We start from the raw sequence: 16488 nt of genomic DNA on the forward strand, positions 1-16488 counted from the left end.
CGCCGGGGACCGCGTTCAGCGCGGCGGAAGCAGGCGGACGCGTCCGCCGACCTCGATCGAGCCGTCGGGGCCGGGGGCAGTGAGGATCTGCGACCCCCGGCCCTGCGTGATGTTCAACGCCCGCCCCAGCTCGGCGGTGAGCAGCAGGGCCGCCGCCCCCGTCGCCTCGTCCTCCACGATGCCGTCGTCGCGGCGCGGGAAGGCCCGTGCCCTGACCCGGCCGGCGGACTCGTCCTCCCACGCCCACGCGTAGAGCCAGCCCTCGCCCGGCGGCGGCGCGGGGAGGGCGTCGACCTCGGCGGCCGTCCCGTAGCGGCACAGGGTGCGCGGCGGGGCCCACTCGGGGCGCGCCGTGATCCAGGTGAACTCGCCGTCCTGGCGCACCCACACCTCGCCGACCGGCGGGTTGACCAGCTCCAGGTCGAGCAGCCACGCGGCCCCCACGAGCGGGTGTCCGGCGAACGGCAGCCGTACGCCCGGGGTGTAGATGTCCACGTAACCGCGCTCGGGGTCGTCAACGAACACGGTCTCGCTGAAGCCGAGTTCGGCGGCGAGCGCCTGCCGGGACGCCTCGTCGGGGTAGTCGCGGCCGTGCCGTACGACTCCGAGCCGGTTGCCGTGCCGCCCGTCGCCCCCGCAGAAGACGCTCAGTACTTCGATGCCGCCGCTGCCGATGTCAGTCACGCAGGCATTGAAACATCAGGGGTCGGACATCACGTGCGAGGTGTGCCGGACGGGGCGGGGCCGTACCGCTACTCCCGCGGCACGGCCCTGCCGCTTGAAGGTGCCCGAAGGCTCAACTCACCTGTCGGACCTCGCCGGTGGCCGGGTTACGGCGCCGGGCGACGTAGACGGCCGCGGCGCCCGCGACGGCGAGCGCCCCCGCCGCGCCGGTCAGCGCGCAGGTCAGCGCGCCGGTCGACCCGCGTCACCAGGAGTTGATGCTGCGGGCCTGCCGGGCCCGCGCACCGGGACCCCGCTCGTGGTGCCGCGGCGGACGGGTAGGGTTCGCACGGTCAGTGGGGGTCACGGAGCAGAAGGCGACCGATGAGAAGGCCGATTCGGGCAGCGGCGGGGCTGGCGATAGCGACGGTGATGTCGCTGGTCGCGAGTGGGTGTATGACGGTCCACGGTGAACTGGCGGTACTGCCGGGTGCGAAGAAGTCCGAGGCGGCCCAGGCCCTCGCGGATTTCACCGAGGCGTACAACAAGGCGGACAAGGCGTACGACCCGGGGCTGGACGCCGGCCGGGTCACCGGTGCGCTCGGGGCGATCAACCAGGCCGGGCTCAAGGCCAGAAGCATCACCGACCCCGAGGGCAACGACCGGCACCAGCCCCTGGAGCTGACCGACGCCAAGTACCTGATCCCCAAGAAGGCCGGCTGGCCGCGCTGGTTCGTCGCCGACACCGACAGCAACCGCGACAAGGACGACGGCCCCGGCGACAACCGCTGGGTCCTGGTCTTCGTGCGCAACGGCGCCGACCAGTTGTGGGAGGTCGCCTATCTCGCGATTCTCACGCCGGACGAGTTCCCCGAGTTCAAGACCGACAAGGACGGCTTCGTCGAACCGGCGCCCGCCGACAGCGAGTCACCGGCGGTCGCTCCCGGGGACGTGGGCGCGGAGTACATCTCGTACTTGAAGGACGGCGAGCCCGAGCATTTCACGCCCGGACCGCACACCGACGAGTGGCGGGACATCCGCGCGAAGAACGCCAAGCTTCCCGGCCTCACCATCCAGTACAGCGATCAGCGCCTGGACACCGGGGACTTCGCGCCACTCGCCCTCGCCACGAAGGACGGCGGCGCGCTCGTCTTCTTCGCGATCAAGTACTTCGACCGGCAGACGGCCGCCGAGGGCTACACCCCGACCGTGAGCGCCGACGTGAAGGCGCTGATGACCGGCGACGTGGACGACACCCTCACCAAGGAGTGGGTGTCGAGCCAGGCGGCGCTGGTGAAGCCGGCCGGGGCCGACGCGGATCAGGTGAACGTGGTGAGCAGGCTGCAAGGGGTGATCGGGGCCGAAGGCTCCTGACACCCCTCGCAGGGGACGCCCCGACGAGCGCGGACCGTCGTCCGGGCGACGGTCCGGCTCCGGTGGTCAGCGGCCGAGCGGCCAGGCCACCGAGTGCGGGTCCAGCTCGTGGTTCTCGCCCGCGTACCTCGCGCACGCGTCGGTCAGCGACTCCAGCAGCGTCAGCGGGTCCGGCAGCGGGTGCTCGGGGCCGCGCAGCCAGGCCATCGACAGCTCGCCGGGCAGCCTCGCCGGCGGTACGAGGACGTAACTGCCCCGGCAGTGCCAGCGGAACCCCGGATGCTCGTCCATCGTCTCGGGGTGGCAGTCCAGCTCACAGGGCCACCACTCGTCCTCGTCCTCGGGCGTGCCGCGGGTGGCGGTGAAGAAGAGCATCCGGTCACCGCCGGAGTCGGCCACCGGACCGACGTCGATCCCCGCGCCGAGCAGCCGCTCCAGCGCCCTGCTGCCCGCCTCCAGCGGGACGTCGAGGACGTCGTGGACCAGACCGGTCGCCGTGATGAAGTTGGCCTCGGGCTGGTTCCTGGCCCAGCGTTCGATCTGGGCCTCGTCGGTCGTGGACTGTGTCTGCCAGGCGAAGGAGATGGGATGTCTGGCGGGGGTGGGGCAGCCGATACGTTCGCACGAACATCGGTAGCCGATGGGGTGCGCGGCGGGCGAGACGGGCATACCGGCGGCGGCCACCGCGAGGAGCAGTGCCAGGCGGGCGTCGGGATCCTGGGCGGATGCCGGACCGTCGTCGGTCCGTCTGGCGAGTCGGCGCAGCCACTGGGAAACCCTGCCCTCAGTGCCGCGGTAGCGGCCGAAATCGTCGCCCATCTATCCCCTCACCTCATGCATCGGCCCTCTCGGACTCTTCCATGTTCGCACCATCCTGCGCTTCGGGGGGCCGCACTCCTCAACCGGGGTGGGGAGGCGGATGCCCATCACCGGGCGTCATCCCAGGCTATTTCGGGAAATCAGCCACCGATGCGGGCGATGGGTGCCGGTGGCATTCGACACATTCGACGTTGCCGGGAACTCGTCCCGTGCGGGTCGGGATTCCGGTACGGCACTCAGTGCCGTGAGACGCCCGGCCGGGGGCTGATGGAGGCCGAGCGACGCCGAGGGAGCCGATGGACCGGTCGGGCTACTCATCCGATGATCTCGGCGCCAGTCCGTTCAGCGCGTAGTCGACCAGCGCGTCCGCGTACTCGTGGGTGAGCGGCAGCGTCCGCAGCAGCCAGCGGTGCAGGATGGGGCCGGTCAGCAGTTCCATCGCGGTGCGCGGGTCGATGTCGTCGCGTACGGTCCCCGCCTCCTGTGCGGCCCGCAGCCTCCGTACGTAGAGGGCGGCCTGCGGCTCCAGGAGCTTCTCCACGTACTGGGCGCCGATGGCCGCGTCCACGATGCCCTCGGCGGCGAGCGCGCGGGTCGGTGCCTCGAACGCCGGATCGTTCAGCTCGTCGACCGTGGCGCGCAGCACCAGCTTCAGGTCCGCGGCGAGATCGCCGGTGTCCGGGATCTCGTACGCGCCGCCGCCGGCCGCCTCGGCCGCCTGTTCGCCCAGGTCGAGGAAGGCTTCGAGGAGTACGGCGGCCTTCGAGGGCCACCAGCGGTAGATCGTCTGTTTGCCGACGCCCGCGCGGGCCGCGATGCCCTCGATCGTCGTCTTCGCGTAGCCGGCCTCTCCCACCAGGGACAGAGCGGCGGCGTAGATCGCGCGGCGTGACTTCTCGCTGCGGCGGGTGGAGTCCGGTGCCTTGCTTTCAGCCATTTCGGCAGCCTACCAGGCTGGCGAGACGCACCGTCTCGCCCGCCTCGCCCCTCGGCGCACCGCGCGGGCGCCGATCATGCGGCGCGGCCCCTCCCGTGCCGCTCCGTGAACCACCCGAACGGATCACTGCGCGAACGCCCTTCGGGGCGGACCATGGGTCGACGCACACACCCCGTGCGATCCCCTCGTTCGTGAGGAGCCCTCATTGCCTCGTGACGCCTCGCCCCGGCGCTATCTGATGTGCCCACCGGCGCATTTCAGAGTGACGTACTCGATCAACCCGTGGATGGATCCGTCGAAACCGGTGGACCTTCCGCTGGCCCTCGCGCAGTGGGAGGTGCTCCGCGACCGCTACCGCGCTCTCGGTCACACCGTCTCGCTGCTCGAACCCCGGCCCGACCTGCCCGACATGGTGTTCGCGGCCAACGGCGCCACCGTCATCGACGGCCGCGTGCTCGGCGCGCGGTTCGCCCACCCCGAGCGCACGCGGGAGGCGGAGGCGCATCTGGCCTGGTTCCGCGCGCGCGGCTTCACAGAGATCCATGAGCCGGCGCACATCAACGAGGGCGAGGGCGACTTCGCCGTCACCGGCTCGTACATCCTGGCCGGACGCGGCTTCCGGTCCAGTCCGCTCTCCCACGACGAGGCACAGGAGTTCTTCGGCCGGCCGGTGATCGGTCTCGACCTGGTCGATCCGCGCTACTACCACCTGGACACGGCGCTCTGTGTCCTGGACGACGCGGCCGACGAGGTCATGTACTACCCCGGCGCGTTCTCGCCCGGCAGCCGGGCCGTCCTCGCCCGGCTCTTCCCGGACGCGCTCATCGCCGAGGAGACCGACGCGGCGGCCCTCGGGCTCAACGCGGTGAGCGACGGCCGCCATGTGCTGCTGCCGCAGGCGGCGGCCGGGCTCTTCGCCCCGCTCAGGCGCCGGGGCTACGAGCCGGTCGCCATGGACCTGGGCGAGCTGCTCAAGGGCGGCGGCAGCGTGAAGTGCTGCACGCAGGAGCTGCGCCAGGAGCAAGAGCTCGACGTGCGGCGGGAGTTGCTGCTCTCAGCCTGATTCCGGCGCGCTCGCGGGCACGTCGTGGGGCGGCCAGCCGTCGCCCCACGACGCGTCGCGCGCGGCCCGGTACAGCGGCCCGTGCCGCTTGCTCACCGTCTCGCGCCGGAGCCCGTCCTTCTCCGTACAGAGGTCGAGCAGCATCTGCCCCTTGCGGGTCTGCGGCTTACGGGTCACCCGCGCCCGTACCGGCTCCGCGTCGAAGCGCACCGCCGCCACATAGCTGAACTTCTCGTCCTCGTAGGCCAGCGAGCCCCCCTTCACCTGCCGGTGCAGCGACGACCGGCTGACGCGGGCGGCGAAGTGGCACCAGTCCGTGCCGGGTTCGATCGGGCAGGCGCCGCTGTGCGGGCAGGGCGCCGCGACGCGCAGGCCCGCCCCGATCAGCAGGTCGCGGGCCTCGATGACGCGTGCGTAGCCGTCGGGCGTCCCCGGCTCCACGATCACCACGGCCTGTCCGGCGCGCGCGGCCTCGGCGACGAGGGCGCCGCGATCGGCGTCGGTGAGCTCGCCCAGGACGTAGGAGACGGTGACGAGGTCGCACTCGGGGAGTTTCAGGCCCGTGCCGATCCTGGTACGGCGCCACTCGGCGTCCCGCAGCGCGGGCGCGCCGGATTCGGCGGCCAGCTCGCGGCCGAGGGCGAGCGCGGGTTCGGCCCAGTCCAGCACGCTCGTGGTGCGCCCACCGGCGCCGCCGCCGCCCTCGCCGCCGGACCAGGTCGCCTCGGTCGCCCACACCGCCGCCCCCGTACCCCCGCCCACGTCCACATGGCTGCCCGGCGCCCACCCGGGCGCGGCGTCGGCGAGCGCGTCGAGCGCGGACCGTACGGCCTCGAACGTGGCCGGCATCCGGTACGCGGCATAGGCCGCGACGTCGGAGCGGTCCCTCAGCAGCGGCGTGCCGGTCGGGGTGACTCCCCGGTAGTTGGCGATCAGCCGCTCGACGGCTTGGGCGGCCTTGCTCGGCGGCACTCCGTCGAGCAGTCCCGCGAGCGCGGAGCGGAGGACTTCGGCGGTGCGGAGGGAGGCGTTCACCGCCGAAATTGTAGGCGCCCCGGGTGTGGCCGGAATCCGCCTGTCCGACACTCGATGGGCACAGAACGGGGACGGAATCGGGACGGCACCGAACTGCGTTGGGTACCGACCCAGTTGCTACGCTGACGGCCGTTGCCGCTCCATCGCCACACCGTGCTCGCGGGGGGACCAAGTTGTCGTTTTACCGTGCTCGCGGTCTGACGCCGATGTCCTTGATGACCAAGCGGCAGAAGATCGTGCGCATCACGCTCATCGCCGGGGTGCTGATCCTGGTGATGCTGCTCGTCCTCGCCAGCTGCGGCGGCGGCACCGAGGAGGACGCCAAGCCACGCAAGCCGGTGGCGAGCTCCGGCCCCGAGACACAGCTGAACGTGCCCGACGCCTACAACACCCGGCGCGGCTGGGAGATCGAGGACGTGTCACCGCAGTACGCGGTCGCCTCCGCCAACGGTCTCGTCGCCTATCTGGCCCGGGTCGACGACAACCGGTACCAGCTGCGCACCCAGTACACCGAGACCGGGAAGGCCGGCTGGTCGGGCCAGGCGTGGCGGCCCCTGGCGCCGGTGGACCGGTACCCCCGGCTGCTGTCGGTGACCAAGGGCGACAAGCAGTACTTCGTGACCTGGTCGTACGGGCGGCTCGGCGAGTACGCGCTGGCGTCGGCCGACTCGCTCGTCTCCCTCGACGTGTACGACGCGACCACCGGCGAGCAGCGGCGCGTCGAGGTGCCCTGGACGGACGCGCCAACCATCACCGGCACCGGCCCCGGCATTCTGATCAGCGACGGCAAGGCCGTCAGCGCGGTCGTCGACCCGTCGACCGGCGAGGTGTCCCGGACCGCGCCGGGCTCGCTCGGCTTCCCGAAGGGCTGCCCGAACTGCAAGAAGCTGACCGAGGTGCGGGGCGTGACCGCGAGCGGTCTGCTGGTGAGCGGCGCGAAGGAGTTCTGGGTACGGGGCGGCTGGTTCAGCCGGAAGGTCGCGCCGAAGGGCACCGAACCGACGTCCGGTGTGCCCGCGTCCATGTCGGCCGAGCACGTGCTGGCAAAGTGGCAGAAGAAGAAGGGCGCGAAGGACGCGGCCACGCACGAGATGTGGGTGGTGCACGCCCTGGACACCGGCAAGCTGGTGGCGCAGGTGCGGTGCCGTAAGCCCGCGATCAACCCGAGCGCCGAGCCGCAGCTCATCTCCTCCCCCAACGGCCGCTTTCTCATCGCGGGCAGGCTCGCCTTCGACCTGGACGAGAAGAAGGCGTTCTGCTTCGAGGAGTCGGACGGCACCAGGCCGCTGACGCTGACGTCGGTGACGGACACGGGCGTGGCGTACGGGGCGACGAGCGCCCGTAACGTGACAGACGCCCTGTCCGGCGGCGGCAATCCCGTACAGGTGAGTCTCACCACCGGTGAGCCCGAACCGCTGCCTCTCAATGTGCGGCTGCCGAGCGGGGACGCGAACGGGGTGGGGCTCTTCCGCTGGACGGACGCCGGCGACCGTCCGCATCTGATCGCCTATCTGCGGCGCGACGAGGACTGAGCCTCCCCGGAGAGTCGCGGACCCGGGAGACGGCTCAGGGGCCGACGGGCTGGGAGGCGCGGTGCTGGGGCTGCCACGGGCGGCAAAGCGCCAGGAAGCAGACCAGCGACCCGACGCCGCACACCACCTGCACGACGGCCATCGGCACCGCCGTCTCCTCGCCCGCGATCCCGACGAGCGGTGACGCGACGGCGCCGATCAGGAACGACGCCGTACCGATGAGAGCCGAAGCGGACCCGGCCGCGTGCGGGGTCCGCATCAGCGCCAGGGCGTTCGTATTGGGCATCGCGAGCCCCATCGCCGACATCAGGACGAACAGCCCGGCAGCGACCGGGACGAGGCCGGGCTCGCCGAACACCCCGCTGGTCATCAGCAGCAGCGCCGCCCCGGCGAGTGTGATGACGACCAGTCCGAGCGCCAGCACCTTGTCCATGCTGACCCGGCCGACCAGCAGCCGGCCGTTGATCTGCCCGACGGTGATCAGACCGATGGAGTTGACGCCGAAGAGCAGGCTGTACGTCTGCGGCGAGGCACCGTAGATCTCCTGGACCACGAACGGCGAGGCGGCGATGTACGCGAACAGGGCCGCGAAGGCGAGCCCGCCCGCCAGCATGTAGCCGGTGAAGACGCGGTCGGCGAGCAGCCCGCGCATCGTGCTGAGCGCTTCGCCGACGCCGCCGCCGTGCCGCTTCTCGCTCGGCAGCGTCTCGTGCAGCCACTTCACGACGACGAGGGTCAGCGCGATGCCGACGAACGTCAGGACGACGAAGATGCCGCGCCAGTCGGTGACCTGGAGCACCTGGCCGCCGATCACCGGGGCGATGACCGGCGCGACGCCGGAGATCAGCATCAGCGTGGAGAAGAACCGGGCCATCTCGACGCCGTCGTAGAGATCACGCACCACGGCGCGGGCGATCACGATGCCCGCCGCGCCCGCCAGCCCCTGGAGAAGCCGGAAGCCGATGAGCAGTTCGACGGTGGGGGCCAGGGCGCAGATCGCGGTGGCGAAGACGTACACCACCATGCCGAGCAGCAGAGGCTTCCGGCGTCCCCACTTGTCACTCATCGGCCCCACGACCAACTGGCCGAGGGCCATGCCGGTCAGACAGGCGGTGAGGGTGAGCTGCGCGGTGGCCGCCGACGAGCCGAGGGCACGGGTGACGGCGGGGAGCGCCGGGAGGTACATGTCCATCGACAGGGGCGGGAGTGCGGTGAGCCCGCCGAGGACGAGAGTCACCACGATCCCGGCGCGTCGCGCGGCGGGGATGTCGACGCCGGTGTCGCTCCCCGTCGCGGCCGGTGAGCTGGGTATGTGTCCTTGACGTGCGCGTGTGCTCTGGCCGCCGTCCGGCATTCGCATCTCCATGTAGTTGAAACCCTCCCTATGCTCTCAGCTCTGACCGACTGGTCGAGACCTTTTTTGTGTAAGGGGCACATATGACGGCGGAACAAGACAGAAACGGCGTGGTCGGTGGCGGCGACGGCACGACGCGGTGGGGCATTCTCGCCACGGGCGGCATAGCCGCGACGTTCACCGCGGACGTACGGCGCATGGCGGGCGCCGAGGTCGTCGCCGTGGCCTCGCGGAGTGAGGCGTCGGCGAAGGCGTTCGCCGACCGGTTCGACATCCCGCGGGCGTACGGCGACTGGGCCGGGCTCGTCGCCGATCCTGACGTGGACGTGGTGTACGTGGCGACGCCGCACTCCGCGCACCGCGCCGCGACAGGGCTCGCCCTCGAAGCGGGGAAGCCGGTGCTGTGCGAGAAGGCCTTCACGCTGAACTCGCGCGAGGCCGGTGAGTTGGTGGCGCTCGCGCGTGAGCGGGATCTCTTCCTGATGGAAGCCATGTGGATGTACTGCAGTCCGGTGATCCGGCGGATGACGGAGCTGATCGCGGACGGGGCGATCGGTGAAGTCCGCACGGTGCAGGCCGACTTCGGGCTCCAGGGTCCCTTCGGTCCCGAGCACCGGCTGCGCGATCCCGCGCTCGGCGGCGGCGCGCTGCTGGACCTCGGGGTCTACCCGGTGTCGTTCGCGCAGCTGATCCTGGGCGAGCCGGACCGCGTACAGGCCGACGCACTCCTCTCGCCCGAGGGGGTGGATCTCAACACGGGGATGCTGCTGGGCTGGGAGTCCGGGGCGACCGCTCTGCTCAGCTGCTCGGTGACCGCCGCGACGCCGTCGACCGCGACGGTCACCGGCACAGCGGGCCGGATCGAGCTGCCGAGCGGTTTCTTCGCGCCGGACGCCTTCGTACTGCACCGGGACGGGCGGGAGCCCGAACAGCACGCCGCCGAGAGCGGGTTGACGGGGATGCAGCACGAGGCGGCGGAGGTGATGCGGTGCCTGCGGGCCGGGGAGACCCAGTCGCCGCTGGTCCCCTTGGACGGCAGCCTGGCCGTGATGCGGACGCTCGACGCGGTACGTGAGCGGGTCGGCGTCCGCTACCCGGTGGACGAGGAGGGCTGAGGGGAGCGCGGGCGGGCCGGCGATCACCGCTCCGGCGTATGGCAGAGCGGGGATGACGCCAGAGAAATGCGGGCTTATTGTCCGCTTATGGGTTATCTTGTTCGCCGCGACTGGTGGGCGGCTCCGCTCTCTCCGGCGCTTGGCCGCCGGTCCCGTCGGCCGTCGCACCGGCAGGCAGCGTGGGGTGCCCGCCGCCACCGGCAGGAGGAAGCCGTGATCCGGGAAGAGGCGGCTCAGGGCCGCCGCAGCCGCGTTCGCCCTGCCGCCGCGCTCGCCGCCAGGGCGGGCTGAGCCCCGTGCGGGGGCGCACCGGCTCCGGCCCCGGCTTCGGTCTCGGTGACCTGGATGGCCTGATGACAGAGGTGATGCGCGACACCGACGCGTCGATCGGCCTGCTGTACCTGTTTCCGCCGGGGGCGGAGGTGTTGTGGCTGACGCTGGTGTCCGGCGTGTCACCGCGGGTCGCCGCGCCCTGGGCCCGTGCCCCCCTGGACATCTCCAGCCCTGTCGTGGACGCCGTTCACCAGCGGCATCGGGTGTGGCTGGGCAGCCAGGAGGAGATGTCCAGCCGCTACCCGCAACTGGGCGTCGTGGTGCCGTACGACTTCATGCTCGCCGCGCTCCCCCTGACCAGTGGAACCCGGGCATGGGGCGGAATCGCGCTGCTGTGGCCCGTCCGGCGTCCCCCGCGACTCCGTCCGCGCGACAGCGAGGCCATCTCCACCTTCTGCCGGAAGACCGCGCGGCTGCTGGAGGTGGCCCATGACCGAGGCGTCCCGCTGCTGCCCCCGCGAGAACCGAGGTTGCTGCCCACGCCGGCCGGCCGGGCCGACCCCTCCCGTGCCACGGCCGCGCTGCGCTTCACCGAACGCCTTCCTGTCGGTTGCTGCGAACTCGACCTCGACGGCAAGGTCACCTTCATCAATCCCGCCGGGGCGGACCTCGTGGGCGCCGGTTCGGCCGCCCTCGTGGGCAACTACCCCTGGGAGGTGCTGCACTGGCTGAACGGTCCGGAATTCGAGGACCGCTACAGATACGCGGTGATCACCCGCCGGTCCACCTCGTTCACCGCGGTCCGGCCACCGGACACACCGGTTCTCTTCGAGCTCTACCCCGGCGGCAGCGGCATCAGCGTGCACATCACACCCGCCGCCCGGCCGGAAGGCGTGGCGCCGCGGGAGGCCACGCCGTCCGGCGAACCCGTCGGTGCGATGGGGCTCTACCACCTGACCCACATGTCGGCCGTACTCGCCGAGGCCGTGGGTGTCCGGGACGTGGTCGATCTCGCCGCCGACCAGATCGTGCCCGGCTTCGGCGCGCAGGGCCTGGTCCTCCTGATCGCCGAGGAAGGCCGTCTGCGCGCGATCGGTCACCGCGGCTACAGCACCGAGTTCATCAACCGCATCGACGGAGAGCCCCTGACCTTCCCCAGCCCGGCGGCGCGCGCCCTCGCGACCGACGTTCCCACCTTCTTCCCCACCTTCGCCGACTTCCTGCGCGAGTACCCCGACGTGCCCCGCTTCCAGAACAGGAGCGCCTGGGCCTTCCTGCCGCTGACCGCCTCCGGCCACTCCATCGGCTCTCTCACACTCTCCTACGACCAGCCCCGCGCCTTTCCCCCGGCCGAACGCGCCCTCCTCACCTCACTGGCCGGGCTCATCGCCCAAGCCCTGGACCGGGCCCATCTCTACGACTCCAAACACGCCCTCGCCCACGCCCTTCAGACATCCCTGCTGCCCCGCGCACTGCCCCGCGTCCCCGGCCTGGACGTCGCCGCCCGCTACCTTCCGGCAGGCCACGACACGGACATCGGCGGCGACTTCTACGACCTGGTCCGCGGCACGACCACCATCACCGCGGCGATCGGCGACGTCCAGGGCCACAACACCGCCGCCGCCGCCCTCATGGGGCAGGTCCGCACCGCCGTCCACGCCCACGCCAACGCGGACACGCCTCCGGGGGAGCTCCTCGCCCGCACCAATCTGCTCCTCATGGACCTCGACGCCGGGCTGTTCACCAGCTGCCTGATCGTCCGCCTCGACCTCATCCACCACCGCGTCCACCTCGCGAGCGCCGGACACCCGCCGGCCCTGCTCCGCCACCCCGACGGAGCCACCGAAGTTCTCCGCGTACCTCCCGGAATCCTGCTCGGCGTCGACCCCGACGGCGAATACCCCACCACCGAGATCCCTCTCCCGCCCGGCTCGGTACTCGCCCTCTACACCGACGGGCTCGTGGAGATCCCGGGCACGGACATCGACGACATCACCGACGACCTCGCGCTGCGCCTCGGCCAGGATCAGAGCCGGGACCTCGACGAGGTCGCCGACGCCCTCATCCGCCACGCGGAGGAGTCCGCCCCCCGGCTGGACGACATCGCCCTCCTGCTTCTTCGCCGGCGGGCCGTCCCGTGACCGGGCCGGCCGGCCCCCGGGAAGCGGGCAGGGCCGGAGCTCTCGCCGACCGAGGTCGCCAAGGGCTCCGGCCCTGTCACTTCCACACCGGTTACGGCGAGAGCGTCAGACGGGTTTGAGGCCCGGGTCGCCCGCCTCGGTCACGAAGGAAGCGGCCGTCGAGAGGGGCGCGCCGGGCGTCGTGACGGCGGAGACCGTCTTGAAGTCGGCCCGCGCCTGCTGCTTGCCGAGCGTGACGGTCACATAGCCGCGCCGCCCGTTGTAGAACTTCATGTGCGGGTTGGCGGCGGTGAGGTTGTCCCAGTTGGCGGGCTTGTCCGCACCGTCCTTCCCGCTCGTGATGGAGGTGGCGACGACCTCGGTACCGACGGTGCGGGAGGCGGGGTCGTCGAAGTCGGCCTTGAGGTCGAAGCCGTAGCCGACGTGCACGTCGCCGGTGAGCACCATCAGGTTGTCGAGACCGGCCGCGTCCGCGCCGTCCAGGACGCGCTTGCGGGAGGCCGTGTACCCGTCCCAACCGTCCATCGACACCTTGAAGTTGTCCCCGGGCACATCACGGCGCTGCGCGAAGGTGACCTGCTGCGGCAGCAGGTTCCAGGTGGCGCGGGACTGCTTCCAGCCGTTCAGCAGCCACCGCTCCTGCGTCTCGCCGGTCATGGTGCGCGTCGGGTCCTCGGACTCCGGGCCCGGGACCTGCCAGCCGTCCCCGTACGCCTGGTTGGAGCGGTACTGGCGGGTGTCGAGGATGTCGAACTGCGCGAGGCGCCCGAAGTGCAGCCGGCGGTAGAGCTGCATGTCGGGGCCGTCGGGCTGCTGCGGGGCGCGCAGCGGCTGGTTCTCCCAGTACGCGCGGTAGGCGGCGGCCCTGCGGAGCAGGAACTCCTCCGGCGGGACGTCGTTCTCGGGCGTCTCGTCCGCGTAGTTGTTCTCCGTCTCGTGGTCGTCCCACGTGACGATGAAGGGGTGCGCGCCGTGCGCGGCCATCAGGTCCGGGTCGGACTTGTAGAGGCCGTAGCGCAGCCGGTAGTCCTCCAGCGTGATGGTCTCGCGGTTGTAGTGCGCGGGCAGCCGCCGGTCGGTGTAGTTGCGGGCGCCGCCGACCGCCGAGACGGCGTACTCGTAGAGGTAGTCGCCGAGGTGGATGACGACGTCCAGGTCTTCGGCGGCCAGGTGCTTGTACGCGGTGAAGTAGCCGTCGTGGTACGCCTGGCAGGAGACGGCGGCGAGCTTGAGCTCCCCGATGTTCGCGGAGCGCGCGGGGGCGGTGCGGGTGCGGCCGACGGGGCTGATCCACTTGCCCGCGCGGAAGCGGTAGAAGTAGAAGCGGTCCGCGTCCAGACCGGGGACCTCCACGTGGACGCTGTGGTCGAACTCCGGGTGGGCGGTGGTGGTTCCGCGTCTGACGACGCGCGTGAACCGGTCGTCGTGGGAGACCTCCCAGCGCACCGAGACCCGGGCCCGGGGCAGGCCGCTGTCGGCCTGGTAAGGGCTGGGCGCGAGGCGGGTCCAGAGCAGTACGGAGGCGGGCTGCGGGTCGCCCGAGCCGACGCCGAGGGTGAAGGGGTCGCTCTTGATCTTCGAGGCGTCCAGCTCGGCGGCGCTCGCGGTGCCCGCCGTGGGCAGGTTGACGGCGAAGGCGAGTGCGGCGGCGGCGCCCGTGACGGTGAGAAAACGACGGCGGCCGAGATGGGCCGCGGCGGCCCTCATCTCGGGCGAGTGCGCGGCGGCGTTCCCACTGCTGGATGTACCGGTGCGTGCGGGTGTCATGTGATGTGCCCCTCCCCTGACGGTTGTTGTCAGAGGAAGTGCAGCCCGGCGCGACGTCTGATCGTTGTCGGGTACACAACATCGGGATGTCCGCCTGATGAGTTCCCCGTGCGCCCGTTACATGCCACCCCCGGTGTGCCCGGTCACGGCTCGCCGGGTCCCGTATGCCCGCAGCTCCTCCTCCCGTACGCTGCGGCCCCATGGATGCTGAGCGGAAGATCGCTGTGGTGACGGGAGCGGGTTCGGGCATCGGACGGGGCGTCTCGGTCGCCCTGACGGGCGCGGGCTGGTCGGTGGTGCTCGCGGGACGGAAGGCCGAACGCCTGGAGGAGACAGCCGCGATGGCGGCGGAATCGGCGTCCGGGACGGCCGATACGGTGTGCGTTCCGACGGACGTGGCGCGGCCGGAGGATGTGGACGCGCTCTTCGGGACGGTGCGCGAGCGGTACGGCCGGATCGACTTCCTCTTCAACAACGCGGGCACCTTCGGTCCCGGCGGCGTGCCGCTGGAGGAGCTGCCCTACTCGGCGTGGCGCAAGGTCGTCGACACCAACCTGACGGGCTCGTTCCTGTGCGCGCAGGGGGCGTTCCGGCTGATGAAGGACCAGGACCCGCAGGGCGGCCGGATCATCAACAACGGCTCCATCTCCGCGCATACGCCCCGGCCGCGGTCGGTGGCGTACACGGCGACGAAGCACGCCCTCACGGGCCTCACCAAGTCGCTGTCCCTGGACGGCCGTCCGTACCGCATCGCGTGCGGCCAGATCGACATCGGCAACGCGGCGACGGACATGACGCAGCGCATGGGTCTCGGCGTCCCGCAGGCGAACGGCGAACTGGCCGTGGAGCCGGTGATGGACGCGGCGGACGTGGCGACGACGGTGCTGCACATGGCGGAACTGCCGCTGGAGGCGAACATCCAGTTCGCGACGGTGCTGGCGACGGCGATGCCGTTCATCGGGCGAGGCTGAGGGCCGGGCGGGGCGGCCGCTCGCACGGGGAGGGCGGTCGCACGGAGGGCGGTCGCACGGGGAGGGCGGCGCGGCGGGAATGCCTCCCCGTCGCCCGTCGTTGGCACGCGCATGAGCGAACCGACACTGACCGGCGAAGTCCTGCGCTACACCGCCTTCTCGACCGATCCCGCAGGTGGCAACCCCGCAGGCGTCGTGCTCGACGCGTCCCGGCTCACGGACGACGCGATGCTCGCGATCGCCGCCGACCTCGGTTACAGCGAGTCGGCGTTCCTGACGGCGCCCGCGCCGGACGGTGCCGGGGAGCCGGGGCGGGCGTTCACCATCAGGTACTTCAGCCCGAAGGCCGAGATCCCGTTCTGCGGGCACGCCACCGTTGCCACCGCGATCGCGCTGGCCGAACGGATCGGCGCGGGCGACCTGGTCTTCGAGACACTCGCAGGGACCGTACCGGTGACAGTCGCCGCCACGCGGGACGGCGGTCCGCCGCGGGCGACCCTCACCAGCGTCGAGCCGCACGTCGAGGAGGTCGCCGGCACCGACCTCGCCGAGGCGCTGGCCGCCCTCGACTGGCCCACCGGCGATCTCGACCCGGACCTGCCGCCGCGCATCGCGTACGGCGGGGCCCGTCACCTCGTCGTCGGCGCGGCGACCCGGGCCCGACTGGCGGACCTGTCCTACGACTTCGCCCGCCTGGAAGCCCTGATGCACCGGCTGGACCTGACCACGGTGCAACTGGTGTGGCGCGAGTCGGCGGACGTCTTCCACGTACGCGACCCGTTCCCGGTGGGCGGCGTGGTCGAGGACCCGGCGACGGGCGCCGCGGCGGCGGCGTTCGGGGCGTACGCGCGTGAACTCGGCCTCGTCCCCGAGGCGTCGGTGCTCACCCTCCACCAGGGCGTGGACATGGGCAGGCCCGGCCTCCTGACGGTGGAACTGCGCGCGGGCGACGCGCGCGTACGGGTGTCGGGGGCGGGGACAGCCATCCCGGCGAAGTCGTTCTAGTCCGGAGGGGAGCGCGCGACTCACTCCACCGGCTCGCGCTGCTACCCACGCGCCCCATCCCGCCCGCCTATGCTCACGGCATGGAGCAGAGCGAGGTCCTGAAGCGTGTGATCGCCATCCTGACGCAGGCCGGTGACTGGCAGCGTCGACTTGAGGAGGACACCGGTCAGGAGCAGGACATGGACGCCGAGATGGGCGTCGTGACCGAACTGCTCAACGAGACGATGCCGCGCGTCGAGGTGCCGGCCGACGCGACCCCCGAAGAACTCAGCTCCCTGCTCGGCCGGGAGGTCGGCGGCGCGGTGGAGCAGCTCGTGGGAGCGTTCACGCTCGCTTTCGTGACGCTGGCCCGGGTGCACGACGCCGGCGGCCCCGAGGTCTCGTCGGCCGACATCCTCCAGGATCTGGCGCTGCGCGCCGAGGAGCTGTGACCGGGCCG

15 protein-coding genes are annotated in these 16488 nt (G+C 71.6%); 8 read left to right on the top strand and 7 right to left on the bottom strand.

Features of this window, described 5'->3' with window-relative positions; translation table 11 throughout:
- Positions 1 to 15 precede the first annotated feature (15 nt).
- Both ACIBBB_RS08640 and ACIBBB_RS08645 read right to left on the bottom strand, forming a co-directional pair.
- The gene (locus ACIBBB_RS08640; RefSeq protein ID WP_398980222.1) at positions 16 to 684 is read right to left on the bottom strand and encodes a PhzF family phenazine biosynthesis protein; all 669 of its coding nucleotides are present in this window, start codon (positions 682 to 684) and stop codon (positions 16 to 18) included.
- 112 nt (positions 685 to 796) lie between these two features.
- The gene (locus tag ACIBBB_RS08645; protein ID WP_398980751.1) at positions 797 to 910 is read right to left on the bottom strand and encodes a hypothetical protein; all 114 of its coding nucleotides are present in this window, start codon (positions 908 to 910) and stop codon (positions 797 to 799) included.
- Positions 911 to 1047: 137 nt separating this feature from the next.
- Here ACIBBB_RS08645 and ACIBBB_RS08650 point away from each other — a divergent pair, with 137 nt between their 5' ends.
- Positions 1048 to 2037 (top strand): hypothetical protein, encoded by a 990-nt coding sequence (locus ACIBBB_RS08650; RefSeq protein ID WP_398980224.1) that lies wholly within the window; start codon positions 1048 to 1050, stop codon positions 2035 to 2037.
- Positions 2038 to 2103: 66 nt separating this feature from the next.
- Here the strand turns inward: ACIBBB_RS08650 and ACIBBB_RS08655 are convergent, their stop codons facing one another.
- The gene (locus ACIBBB_RS08655; RefSeq protein ID WP_398980225.1) at positions 2104 to 2856 is read right to left on the bottom strand and encodes a bifunctional DNA primase/polymerase; all 753 of its coding nucleotides are present in this window, start codon (positions 2854 to 2856) and stop codon (positions 2104 to 2106) included.
- A gap of 310 nt (positions 2857 to 3166) precedes the next feature.
- The gene (locus ACIBBB_RS08660; RefSeq protein ID WP_398980227.1) at positions 3167 to 3793 is read right to left on the bottom strand and encodes a TetR/AcrR family transcriptional regulator; all 627 of its coding nucleotides are present in this window, start codon (positions 3791 to 3793) and stop codon (positions 3167 to 3169) included.
- A gap of 205 nt (positions 3794 to 3998) precedes the next feature.
- Between ACIBBB_RS08660 and ddaH the strand changes: the two genes are divergently transcribed.
- The gene (gene ddaH / locus ACIBBB_RS08665; protein WP_398980229.1) at positions 3999 to 4856 is read left to right on the top strand and encodes a dimethylargininase; all 858 of its coding nucleotides are present in this window, start codon (positions 3999 to 4001) and stop codon (positions 4854 to 4856) included.
- Here the strand turns inward: ddaH and ACIBBB_RS08670 are convergent.
- The gene (locus ACIBBB_RS08670; protein WP_398980231.1) at positions 4848 to 5891 is read right to left on the bottom strand and encodes a small ribosomal subunit Rsm22 family protein; all 1044 of its coding nucleotides are present in this window, start codon (positions 5889 to 5891) and stop codon (positions 4848 to 4850) included. The genes ddaH and ACIBBB_RS08670 overlap by 9 nt on opposite strands.
- 215 nt (positions 5892 to 6106) lie before the next feature.
- On the opposite strand from ACIBBB_RS08670, the gene ACIBBB_RS08675 reads away from it, so the two are divergent.
- Positions 6107 to 7423 carry a hypothetical protein gene (locus ACIBBB_RS08675; protein WP_398980233.1) on the top strand — a complete coding sequence of 439 codons (1317 nt, stop codon included), beginning with the start codon at positions 6107 to 6109 and terminating at the stop codon, positions 7421 to 7423.
- Positions 7424 to 7457: 34 nt separating this feature from the next.
- On the opposite strand, the gene ACIBBB_RS08680 is transcribed toward ACIBBB_RS08675, so the two are convergent.
- Positions 7458 to 8777 (bottom strand): multidrug effflux MFS transporter, encoded by a 1320-nt coding sequence (locus ACIBBB_RS08680; RefSeq protein ID WP_398980753.1) that lies wholly within the window; start codon positions 8775 to 8777, stop codon positions 7458 to 7460.
- 146 nt (positions 8778 to 8923) lie between these two features.
- Between ACIBBB_RS08680 and ACIBBB_RS08685 the strand changes: the two genes are divergently transcribed.
- Both ACIBBB_RS08685 and ACIBBB_RS08690 read left to right on the top strand, forming a co-directional pair.
- Positions 8924 to 9892 (top strand): Gfo/Idh/MocA family protein, encoded by a 969-nt coding sequence (locus ACIBBB_RS08685; RefSeq protein ID WP_398980754.1) that lies wholly within the window; start codon positions 8924 to 8926, stop codon positions 9890 to 9892.
- 296 nt (positions 9893 to 10188) lie between these two features.
- Positions 10189 to 12306, top strand: a complete 2118-nt coding sequence (locus tag ACIBBB_RS08690; RefSeq protein WP_398980235.1) for a SpoIIE family protein phosphatase — start codon at positions 10189 to 10191, stop codon at positions 12304 to 12306.
- 105 nt (positions 12307 to 12411) lie between these two features.
- Here the strand turns inward: ACIBBB_RS08690 and ACIBBB_RS08695 are convergent, their stop codons facing one another.
- Positions 12412 to 14073: an alkaline phosphatase D family protein gene (locus tag ACIBBB_RS08695; RefSeq protein ID WP_398980237.1), complete on the bottom strand. Its 1662-nt coding sequence runs from the start codon at positions 14071 to 14073 to the stop codon at positions 12412 to 12414.
- Positions 14074 to 14273: 200 nt separating this feature from the next.
- On the opposite strand from ACIBBB_RS08695, the gene ACIBBB_RS08700 reads away from it, so the two are divergent.
- The 3 genes from ACIBBB_RS08700 to ACIBBB_RS08710 all read left to right on the top strand — a co-directional run bounded on the left by ACIBBB_RS08700 (position 14274) and on the right by ACIBBB_RS08710 (position 16480).
- On the top strand, positions 14274 to 15044 hold the full coding sequence (locus ACIBBB_RS08700) for an SDR family oxidoreductase (RefSeq protein WP_398980239.1): 771 nt from the start codon (positions 14274 to 14276) through the stop codon (positions 15042 to 15044).
- 111 nt (positions 15045 to 15155) lie between these two features.
- Positions 15156 to 16049 carry a PhzF family phenazine biosynthesis protein gene (locus tag ACIBBB_RS08705; protein WP_398980241.1) on the top strand — a complete coding sequence of 298 codons (894 nt, stop codon included), beginning with the start codon at positions 15156 to 15158 and terminating at the stop codon, positions 16047 to 16049.
- Between the two features lie 80 nt (positions 16050 to 16129).
- The gene (locus tag ACIBBB_RS08710) at positions 16130 to 16480 is read left to right on the top strand and encodes a hypothetical protein (RefSeq protein ID WP_398980243.1); all 351 of its coding nucleotides are present in this window, start codon (positions 16130 to 16132) and stop codon (positions 16478 to 16480) included.
- Positions 16481 to 16488: the final 8 nt, after the last annotated feature.

It is taken from the genome of Streptomyces sp. NPDC051217 (assembly GCF_044455465.1).
In the GTDB taxonomy this organism is placed as follows: Bacteria; Actinomycetota; Actinomycetes; order Streptomycetales; family Streptomycetaceae; genus Streptomyces.